This is a genomic window from Pseudomonas sp. NPDC089401 (assembly GCF_044749485.1).
In the GTDB taxonomy this organism is placed as follows: Bacteria; Pseudomonadota; Gammaproteobacteria; order Pseudomonadales; family Pseudomonadaceae; genus Aquipseudomonas.
This window is the reverse complement of the sequence record NZ_JBIVIA010000004.1, coordinates 581,107-591,744: the sequence shown is the minus strand read 5'-3', so window position 1 is coordinate 591,744 and position 10,638 is coordinate 581,107. Positions and strand designations below refer to the sequence as shown.

8 protein-coding genes are annotated in these 10,638 nt (G+C 62.3%); 7 read left to right on the top strand and 1 reads right to left on the bottom strand.

Going from position 1 to position 10,638, the window contains the following annotated elements:
- The 6 genes from ACIP21_RS13090 to ACIP21_RS13065 form a co-directional block, all read left to right on the top strand.
- Nucleotides 1–4,551 (top strand): immunoglobulin-like domain-containing protein (locus tag ACIP21_RS13090; protein WP_400687962.1); only part of this gene is annotated, 4,551 nt, incomplete at its 5' end.
- A 154-nt stretch (nucleotides 4,552–4,705) separates the two neighbouring features.
- On the top strand, nucleotides 4,706–5,047 hold the full coding sequence (locus ACIP21_RS13085) for a tryptophan synthase subunit beta (RefSeq protein WP_400688002.1): 342 nt from the start codon (nucleotides 4,706–4,708) through the stop codon (nucleotides 5,045–5,047).
- Nucleotides 5,048–5,233: 186 nt separating this feature from the next.
- A complete protein-coding gene (locus ACIP21_RS13080) occupies nucleotides 5,234–6,133 on the top strand; it encodes a TauD/TfdA dioxygenase family protein (RefSeq protein WP_400687960.1) in 900 nt (299 codons plus the stop codon).
- Nucleotides 6,134–6,150: 17 nt separating this feature from the next.
- Entirely contained in the window at nucleotides 6,151–7,170 is a 1,020-nt protein-coding gene (locus ACIP21_RS13075; protein WP_400687958.1) for an ABC transporter substrate-binding protein, read from the top strand.
- 6 nt (nucleotides 7,171–7,176) lie between these two features.
- Entirely contained in the window at nucleotides 7,177–8,040 is an 864-nt protein-coding gene (locus ACIP21_RS13070) for an ABC transporter ATP-binding protein (RefSeq protein ID WP_400687956.1), read from the top strand.
- Nucleotides 8,041–8,054: 14 nt separating this feature from the next.
- Nucleotides 8,055–8,918 carry an ABC transporter permease gene (locus ACIP21_RS13065; RefSeq protein WP_400687954.1) on the top strand — a complete coding sequence of 288 codons (864 nt, stop codon included), beginning with the start codon at nucleotides 8,055–8,057 and terminating at the stop codon, nucleotides 8,916–8,918.
- Between the two features lie 117 nt (nucleotides 8,919–9,035).
- Here ACIP21_RS13065 and ACIP21_RS13060 read toward each other — a convergent pair whose 3' ends face one another.
- On the bottom strand, nucleotides 9,036–9,593 hold the full coding sequence (locus tag ACIP21_RS13060; protein WP_400687952.1) for a WYL domain-containing protein: 558 nt from the start codon (nucleotides 9,591–9,593) through the stop codon (nucleotides 9,036–9,038).
- 206 nt (nucleotides 9,594–9,799) lie between these two features.
- Between ACIP21_RS13060 and ACIP21_RS13055 the strand changes: the two genes are divergently transcribed.
- Nucleotides 9,800–10,594 carry a tetratricopeptide repeat protein gene (locus ACIP21_RS13055; protein WP_400687950.1) on the top strand — a complete coding sequence of 265 codons (795 nt, stop codon included), beginning with the start codon at nucleotides 9,800–9,802 and terminating at the stop codon, nucleotides 10,592–10,594.
- The last annotated feature ends 44 nt before the right edge of the window (nucleotides 10,595–10,638 follow it).

The following is a 10,638-nucleotide window of genomic DNA, read 5'->3' as shown; positions in this document are numbered from 1 at the left end:
GTCGTGCGTGTTGCCGGTCAGGAATACACCGTCAACATCGACGCTGACGGCAAAGGCTCGCTGCAAGTCGACAACCCGAACGGCGAAGACGTCTACAACGATGCCAGCAGCCTGGTTGCTGAAGTAGTGAGCGGCACCGGCGGTAACTTCGAGAAGATCGAAACCGGTGCCAAGGGCACTGCCGAGATCGCCGATACCGAAACTCCGGTCACCGTGACGGTCACTGGCGTTGCCGCCACTGAGGCCGATGCGAAAGTCACCTTCAACTTCGAGCTGAGCCACAAACCAGAAGCCGGTAGCGATCCAGTGCAACTTGTCGTGCGTGTTGCCGGTCAGGAATACACCGTCAACATCGATGCAGACGGCAAAGGCTCGCTGCAAGTCGACAACCCGAACGGCGAAGACGTCTACAACGACGCCAGCAGCTTGGTCGCTGAAGTCATCTCCGGCACCGGCGGTAACTTCGAGAAGATCGAAACCGGTGCCAAGGGCACTGCCGAGATCGCCGATACCGAAACCCCGGTCACCGTTACTGTGACCGGCGTCGCGGCCACCGAAGCCGATGCGAAAGTCACCTTCAACTTCGAACTGAGCCACAAACCAGAAGCGGGCAGCGACCCAGTACAACTGGTCGTGCGCGTCGCCGGCCAGGAATACACCGTCAACATCGATGCAGACGGCAAAGGCTCGCTGCAAGTCGACAACCCGAATGGTGAAGACGTCTACAACGATGCCAGCAGCCTGGTCGCTGAAGTCATCTCTGGTACTGGCGGCAACTTCGAGAAGATCGAAACTGGTGCCAAGGGCACTGCCGAGATCGCCGACACCGAAACCCCGGTCACTGTCACCGTAACCGGCGTCGCGGCCACCGAAGCGGATGCGAAGGTTACCTTCAACTTCGAGTTGAGCCACAAACCAGAAGCCGGCAGCGATCCGGTACAACTGGTCGTGCGCGTGGCTGGCCACGATTACACCGTCAACATCGACGCGGACGGCAAAGGCTCGCTGCAGGTCAATAACCCGAACGGCGAAGACGTTTACAACGACGCCAGCAGCCTGGTCGCTGAAGTCATCTCTGGTACTGGCGGCAACTTCGAGAAGATCGAGACGGGCGCCAAGGGCACTGCCGAGATCGCCGATACCGAAACGCCGGTCACCGTTGCTGTTACCGCTCACAACGCTTACGAAGGCGATCAATACGTCAACTTCGAGTTCCAATTGAGCCACAACCCGCAAACGGGCTATCCCGCCTCGTTGACGGTCGATGTCGAAGGCCGGACCTATACGGTCACACTCGACAACGAGGGCTATGGCACGCTGAACGTGGTGAACACCAACGGTGAGGATGTCTACAAAGACTTCAGCACCTTGACGGCCACGGTGGTATCGATCAACGGCGGCAATTTCGAGAAGGGTGACGTCAACGGCGCGAAAGCGACGGCTATCATCAACGACACCATTGATAGCACCAGCATCAAGGTTACCGCTGATGCGGCCACCGAAGCCGACAGCTCGGTCAACTTCCACTTCAAGCTGAGCAACCCACCTCAGAGTGGTAGCGGTGCGACCATTCTCACAGTGAATGTCGCCGGCACGCTCTACAAGGTAACGGTCAATGCCGCGGGCGAGGGTACATTGTCCGTCCCCAACCCGAACACCGAAGACGTGTTCAAGGACCCGAGCACTCTCACCGCCAACGTAACCAACGTCACTGGCGGCAATTACGAGAACATCGACTACACCGGTGCCACCGCGACCGCGAACATCGCCGACACCATCGACACCGTCTACGCCAAGATCAGCATCGTCAACGGCTCGGTCACCGAAGGCGGCACGTTCACATACAAGGTCGATCTGGTCGATGCTGCGGGCAACGCCATCACCGTGCCAACCGGCAAGTCGGTGACCGTCAAGCTGGAGTGGAGCGGCACGGCCGACAGCACCGACGTCGAAGGCACGCTGCCAACCAGCGTGACCATCAACGGTGGCAGCAGCAGCTACTCGTTCAACGTGAAGACCTACGACGACACCAAGATCGAGAGCGACGAGACCCTGACGGCCACCATCAAGCAGGTGGTCGATAACAACAACTTCTACGAGAACCTGGCCGTAGGTAGCCAGAATTCGGCCACCGGGACCATCTTCGACAACGACAAGGGGCCGCAGATCATCGGCAACTCCTCGAACTCGATCGTGGAAAGCGGTACCTCCGGTGGCGCTGACGTGGTGCTGATTCTCGACACCTCGGGCAGCATGGGCCCGGCGGGCAACGGCCAGAGCGGCAGCGACCCGGATGGTAGCGGCCCTTACAAGTCGCGCCTGGAAATGCTCAAGGATGCGGTGAAGAACCTGTTCGAGTCCGGCACCGTGCATTCGGTATTCATCGTCAACTTCTCCACCAACTCGGCTGTCGTGAGCTCGGGCAAGGACGGTGGCTGGTTCACCAACCTCGACGATGCCCTGGCTGCAATCAACAAACTGCAGGCCGACGGCAACACTAACTACGCCAGTGCGCTAAGCACGGTGATGAACAAGTACAGCGAGCCGCCTGCGGGTGGTAGCAAGCTGGTGTCCATCTTCATGTCTGATGGTGCCCCTAACCGAGGCAGCGTAGATGAAACCAACTGGATCAACTTCCTGAACCAGAAAGGGTTCGCTGACTCCTTCGCAGTGGGCTTCGGTGGCCTGAGCAACTCCAACAAGACCGCGCTTGAGCCTATAGGTTGGAAGCCGGGTGAAACTGAAAAAACCTACTCGACCGGGGCCGCGGACGACCACGTGATGGTGGTGGATACCACCCTGTCCAGCCTGACTCAGGCACTGGTCAGCAGCATCGGCGGCAGTGCGGTTTCCGGCGATATCACAGGAAACGCCACCGGTGGCACCGCCGGCTGGGCAGCCAACGGCTGGAAATTGGCTTCCGTGCAGTACGGCGGCGTGACCTACACGTTCACCAGCGCCACCGACAGCAAGACCATCGACCTGGGCAACGTCGGCAAGGTAATCATCAAAGGTGACGGTAGCTACACGTTCTCGGGCAAGGACAACCAGGACGTTGCCAATGACCTGTCGGCCGAGCTGAAATTCACCGTCCGTGATGCCAACGGTTCGACGGCTTCCTCGACCCTGACGCTGACCGTGAAAGACCGCAGCGATGCTGTTGCGGCCAACGATGACATCACAGCCAACCTGGTCTCGAAAACGGTCAACACCAGCGCATCCAACTCAACCTTGGCAACCTTCACGAATAATGAAAGCACCGCGTGGAAGTTCAGCTCGGTGAGCCAAGGTACGTCGAATCTGGGCAGCAATGATATCTTGAAGCTCAACCTGACCAGCTGGCAGTCCACTACCCTGAGCAACAGCAATGGGCAGGATGCGAAACGCAGCACCAGTGGCAGTAACCTGGTGCTGACTGACAGCAATGGTTCCAGCAACGGTGATGCTCAAGCCTTGACCCCGGTTTACACGACCGGAGTTGCCGCGGGTGAGAAGTTGTCATTTACAGCGAGTGCTTCGCTGTCGTCGTATAGCACTTGGTATGAAACCGCGAATGACACGGCGAGTTGGACACTGTTTAAAAGCCTTGACGGCCAGAACTGGACAGCGGTTCAGAGTGGCTCGATTACTGCTGGGTCGTCGACGATCACGACGAATCCCCTGGAAGCAGCAACTCAGTACCGTATCTTGCTGAACGTTCATGACGACAGTTATTACAACTACACCAATGCCTCGGTCACTTTCGACGATTTCAAAGTCAGCGTACCTGCTTCGTCCACAACTGTTTGGACTGCTGATCCGGTCACCGGCTCGGTCGCAACCAACGACACCTGGGGCGCCAACGGCGAAACCTCGACCTTGTCGATCAAGGTCAACGGCAGCTGGGTGGATGTCACGGCGGGCATGAAGGTCACCGGCCTGTATGGCGACCTGACCATCAACAAGGACGGCTCGTACAGCTACCAACCGACCGCCAAGGACAACGCCGGCCATGTGGATTCGTTCGAGTACAAGCTGACCCAGCCGGACGGCGACACCGACACCGCACACCTGTACGTCACGCTGACCGCGTCCGGCCCAGGCGCCACGGCGTCGAACACCCCAGCCTGGACCAGCGGCAACGACACCCTGCTCGGCACCGATGGCGACGACATCATCTTCGGCGGTGCCGGCAACGACACCATCACGGGCGGCAAAGGCAACGACACCCTCACCGGTGGCAGCGGCGCCGACCTGTTCATCTGGAAGGCGGGGCATACCGGCAACGATGTGGTCACCGACTTCAAGGCGTCCGAAGGCGATCGCCTCGACCTCAGCGACCTGCTGCAGGGCGAGAAGGGCAGCAACATCACCGATTACCTGAAGATCTCCACCGTCAATGGCGAGACCGTTCTGCAGGTCAGCAGCAAAGGTGAGCTGAACGTGACCGATGGTGCCAACCACGTTGACACCACCATCACCATGCAGGGCGTGAACTGGTCGAACGCCCAGATCAGCTCGCTGATCGGTGGCGCCGACCCGCTGATCAAGATCGACAACCACAACAGCTGATGCTGGCATCGACAGCGGCAGGCGACTGCCGCTGTCGATGCCTTTCGGCCTTATCTGCTGACGCTTCCCTGCAACTGGCGGGCGGCGCATACTCGCCTGCCCCACCCTTGCGCAACCACCTGATAAGGAGCCCACCGTGAGCCTGGAGAACGCCCTGATCTACGTACAACGTGACCACGAGGGTCGCTTGTTGCGTGTCGAGCCCAGCCCCTTCGCCGAGCATACGGAAGTCCTCACCGCCGACCATCCCGAGGTCAAGGTTTGGTATTCCGACGATGTAGTGGAAAACAGCCTGCGCCAGCTTAAACAAAGCGACCTGGACATGATCCGCGTGCTGGAAGACCTGATCGACGTGCTCACCACCAAGGGTGTGCTCAGCATCACCGACCTGCCGGCCGGCGCCCAGGCCAAACTGCTCAATCGTTCGTCCGCGCGCAAGGCGCTGGGGGGCTTGAGCAACCTGATCGAAGAAGACGCGGAGCACGGTCTGCTCTGAGCGCCTGACGCTCATATCGATATGCATTAAAGGTATTTAAATTATTACTCTTATGCCTTTATAGTCACACCACTGCGTACCCGTCGACCAATCGATGCGCCGCACGACTCGAACCCACACGGGAAATCCCCGTGCGTTTCTGATCGTTGCGCGCCATTGAAGTCGCGCACTGCGTGGGAGTGACACATGCCAGCCGCCTCGAACGCCTTGTCGTCCATCGACAGCGCCCAGCCGCAATCCTTCGAAATCCGCCCGTTCTCCGGTGCCGTCGGCGCCGAGATCATCGGCCTCGACCTGGCCAAACCGGTCAACGCCACGGATTTCAGCCGTATCCATCGCGCCCACCTCGACCACCATGTGCTGGTGTTCCGCGACCAGCGCATCAGCCCGCAGCAGCAGATCGACTTCAGCCGCCGCTTCGGCGAACTGCAGATCCACGTGCTCAAGCAATTCCTGCTGGCCGGCCACCCCGAAATCCTGATCGTCTCCAACATCGTCGAGAACGGCCAGAACGTCGGCCTCGGCGATGCCGGCAAGTTCTGGCATTCGGACCTGTCGTACAAGGAACTCCCCAGCCTCGGCTCAATGCTGCACGCCCAGGAGCTGCCCAGCGAAGGCGGCGACACCTTGTTCGCCGACATGCACAAAGCCTGGGACGCCGTGCCCGAGGCCCTGCGCCAGGTGGTCGAACACCGCAGCGCAGCGCATTCCTACACCGCCCGTTACGCCGAGACCAAGTTCGAAGGCAACTGGCGCCCCACCCTCACCGCCGAACAGCTTGCCCAGGTCAAGGAAGTCATCCACCCGGTGGTGCGTACCCACCCGGAAAACGGCCGCAAGGCGCTGTTCGTCAGCGAGGGCTTCACCACCCGCATCGTCGGCCTGCCCGAAGACGAAAGCCGCGACGTGCTGCAGCAGCTGTACGCCTTGAGCGTGCTCGAACAGAACATCTACCGCCACCAGTGGCAGCCCCACGACATGGTGTTCTGGGACAACCGCTCGCTGATCCACCTGGCCGCCGGCTGCCCCGCGCACCTGCGGCGCAAGCTGTTCCGAACCACCATCCAGGGCGATGCCCCGTTCTGACGACTGAGGAATTCATCATGCGCAACTCCATCAGCCGCCTGGCGGCAAGCATCGGCCTGGGCGCCAGCCTGGTAGTCGGCAGCCTCGCGATGCCCAACGTGGCCCACGCCGAAGGCAAGATCCGCATCGCCGAGCAGTTCGGCATCGTCTACCTGCTGCTCAACGTGGTGCGCGACCAGCACCTGATCGAGAAGCACGGCAAGGCCGAAGGCCTCGACATCGAAGTCGACTGGGCCCAGCTGTCCGGCGGCGCGGCGATCAACGACGCGCTGCTGTCCGGCTCGGTGGACATCGCCGGCGCCGGCGTCGGCCCGCTGCTCACCGTGTGGGACCGCACAAAGGGCCGGCAGAACGTCAAGGCCGTGGCCTCGCTGGGCAACTTCCCGTACTACCTGGTCAGCAGCAACCCGAACGTGAAGACCATCGCCGACATTTCCGACAAGGACCGCATCGCGGTGCCGGCCGTTGGCGTTTCCGTGCAGTCGCGCTTCCTGCAGTACGCCGCCGCCCAGCAGTGGGGCGACAAGGAATACAACCGCCTCGACAAGTACACCCTGGCCGTGCCGCACCCGGACGCCACCGCAGCCTTGCTGGCCGGCGGCACCGAACTCAACGGGCACTTCTCCAACCCGCCGTTCCAGGACCAGGCGCTGGCCAACAAGGACGTGCACGTGGTGCTCAACAGCTACGACCTGCTCGGCCCCAACTCGCCGACGCTGCTGTTCGCCACCGAGAAATTCCGCAACGACAACCCCAAGACCTACAAGGCCTTCGTCGATGCCCTGGCCGAAGCGGCGGACTTCGCCCAGAAGGACAAGGCAGCGGCGGCCGACACCTACATACGTGTGACCAAGGCCAAGATCGATCGTGACGCGCTGATCAAGCTGATCGACAACCCGCAGTACGAGTTCACCGTCACGCCGAAGAACACCTACAAGCTCGCCGACTTCCTCTACCGGGTGGGCGCCATCAAGCACAAGCCGGAATCGTGGAAGGACTACTTCTTCCAGGACCAACGCCCGCTGCAGGGGAGCTGACCGACCATGACCGCCCCTTTGCCAGGCCACACGGCCAGCAACCTGAGCCGTGTCGCGACACCGCCCTTGCTCCAGGTCGACAACCTGAGCCTCGAATACCGCACCGCCGAGCGCGTGGTGCGGGCCACCCACCAGGTCAGCTTCGAAGTCGACCACGCCGACCGTTTCGTCTTGCTGGGCCCGTCGGGCTGCGGCAAGTCCACCTTGCTCAAGGCCGTGGCCGGCTTCATCACCCCCCAGGAGGGGCAGATCCTGCTGCAGGGCCAGGCGGTCAAAGGCCCCGGCCCTGACCGCATCGTGGTGTTCCAGGAGTTCGACCAGCTGCCGCCATGGAAGACGGTGAAAGAGAACGTCATGTTTCCGCTGGTGGTGTCGGGCCAGCTCAAGCGTGCCGAGGCCGAGGAGCGGGCCCTGCATTACCTCGACAAGGTCGGCCTGGCCGCCTTTGCCGATGCCTACCCGCACACCCTCTCGGGTGGCATGAAGGCGCGGGTGGCGATCGCCCGGGCCCTGGCCACGCAGCCGAAGATCCTGCTGATGGACGAGCCGTTCGCCGCGCTCGACGCGCTGACCCGGCGCAAGATGCAGGAAGAACTGCTGCTGCTGTGGGAAGAGGTGCGCTTCACCTTGCTGTTCGTCACCCACTCCATCGAGGAGGCGCTGGTGGTCGGCAACCGCATCCTGCTGCTGTCGCCGCACCCGGGAAGGGTGAGGGCGGAGGTGCACAGCCACCAGTACGACCTTGGCAGCCTCGGCGCCGCCGACTTCCAGGCCAGCGCCCGGCGCATCCACCGGCTGCTGTTCGACGAGGCGCAAGCGCCGGAGCCGGCTGGCGACCTGGGCTTCAACGATATCCGCATCGCCTACTGACAGGAGCTACAGCCATGACCCCTACACCTGTACGCCAGGAATACGAGGTGCAGCTGGAGCCGCTGCTCAGTGTGCCTCTCGAACGCAACCTGCCCCTGGCCCAGCGCCTGTGGCAGCACGGCTGGCTGCGCAAGACGGTGATCCTGGTGGTGATCGCCGCCTTGTGGGAAGCCATCGCCCGCTACCAGGGCAACGACCTGCTGCTGCCGACCTTCCTGCAGACTGCGGCGGCGCTGTGGGATGGGCTGATCACCGGAGAGCTGCCGGCCAAGGTCGGTGTGTCGCTGGTGATCCTGCTCAAGGGTTACCTGTTGGGCATCGTCTTGGCCTTCGGCCTGACCAGCCTGGCGGTTTCCACCCAGTTGGGGCGCGACCTGCTGGGCACATTGACCTCGATGTTCAACCCGCTGCCGGCGATCGCCCTGCTGCCACTGGCGTTGCTGTGGTTCGGGCTGGGCGACAACAGCCTGATCTTCGTCCTGGTGCATTCGGTGCTGTGGGCATTGGCGCTGAATACCTATGCGGGATTCCTCGGCGTGTCGGAAACCCTGCGCATGGCCGGGCGCAACTATGGCCTGAAAGGGCTGCGGCTGGTGCTGCACATCCTGGTGCCGGCGGCGCTGCCTTCGATCCTGTCGGGGCTGAAGATCGGCTGGGCGTTCGCCTGGCGCACGCTGATCGCTGCCGAGCTGGTGTTCGGTGCCAGCAGCGGCAAGGGCGGGTTGGGCTGGTACATCTTCCAGAACCGCAACGAGCTGTACACCGACAAGGTGTTCGCAGGGTTGGCAGTGGTGATCCTGATCGGCTTGCTGGTCGAGGGGCTGGTGTTCAATACCCTGGAGCGGTTGACCGTGCGGCGCTGGGGCATGCAGCGGTAGTTCTCCTGTGCCGGCCCTTTCGCGGGTGAACCCGCTCCCACAGGTACTGCGCAACCCTCAAGGCCTGTGAAATACCTGTGGGAGCGGGTTTACCCGCGAAGAGGCCGGCACAGGCGACTACAGCTGGTACTGCGCGGCCGCATTGCTCAAGGTCCTGGCAATTTCGTCACGCAACCCGAACGGCTGCTCGACCACCACCCCATCCCCCTGGCCCAGTACCCATAATCGCAGCGCCCAGCCATCCTCCACCGTCGCCCGCAACCGGTGCCCTTGCTCCAGCGCCGTCAGCTGCATGTCCGCGCTCAGCGGCGCCTCGCGCAGCTGTCGCGCCAGCTGATCGCTGACCCACGCCTGCACCTCCACTCCGTCACCCTGCATCGGCTGCAGCGATTCACCGCGCAAATACCCCTGCAGGTCGAAATGCCCGCGCAACTCGCCCAGGGCATTGGCCGACCAGTGCCAGCCAAACGGAATGCTCTTGTCGTTACGCTCCAGCGCAAAGATCAACGACAACTCGTTGAGGTCGCGCTCCACCGTGCGTTTGCTCACGTTGAAACCCACGTCACGCAACTGCCACACCAGTTCGGCACTGGTGACCCCGGGGGAGCGGCTGGGCAGTTGGCGCAGCAGCGCCCATTGACGGCTGAGGGTGGCGCGGGTGGTGGCGAACGGCAAAAGGTAACGTCCTTGTCTAGGCTTGCCGCAACAGGATGGCGGCTGGATCGAGTCATGGCAATTAGCCATGGCCCGTTCAGATCAAGGAATCCGCATTTGGTTGCCATGACGCGAATCGTTCGCGACAGGTTTTGACGTGACGTCGCGCAGAATCACGCCTCATCACAGCCGCGGTCGGGCCTGTGGGTCGTTCAATGAGGATGAACATGTCTGCTGTCAGCAATATCCATTCGCTGCTCGCCCACCTTCTGCCCGAGCAGGTGATTTGCCCACCGACACCTGCCGGCAGGCGCCAGCGCCTGTTCGCCGGGGTCGGCCTGCCCAGCCAGCGCGCGCTGCTGGTCAGCCGCCTGGACGAGGCGGCCGACCTGCAAACGGTGTATGCCGACCTGCGCCAGCAGGCCCTGGCAGGCAACGTGGCGGCCCTCAACGATCTGGGCTGGATCTGGCTCAACGGCAAGTACTGGCGCGCCGACACCATGCTGGCTGGTCACCTGCTGCGCATGGCGGCGCTGCAAGGTAGTGCTTCGGCCTGGTTCAATCTTGGCCAGCAGCACTACTTCGGCAAGGGCGTCGAGACCTCCTATGCGCAGGCGGCGGAGTGCTACCGGCAGGCGTTCGAGCGCGGCATGCTGCATGCTGCGGCGGCCCTGGGTGACCTGTACGAGGAAGAAGTGTGCGATGCCGAACTGGGCTGGCAGGTGGACCTGGTCAAGGCCAACGAATGGTTCGTGCGTGGCGCCGAGCGGGGCGAAGCGCGCTGCCGCTTCGAGGTGGGTTACCGGCTGTTGCATGGGGTGTGTGTCGAGGCGGATATCAAGGCGGGCCTGTACTGGCTGGAGCTGGCGGCGGCCACCGGGGTGATGCAGGCCGCCGAGGAACTGGCGGTGCATTTCAGCCGTCGCGATGGTGCGCGTTATCTGGACTGGCGTGACCGGGCCGTGCAGATGGGCAGTACCCTGGCACTGGCCATGAAACTGGAAGATCAGGTCCAGCCTTGAAGGCTGTGCTGGGTTTTTCGCGGGCACAGGAAAAAAAAATTTCA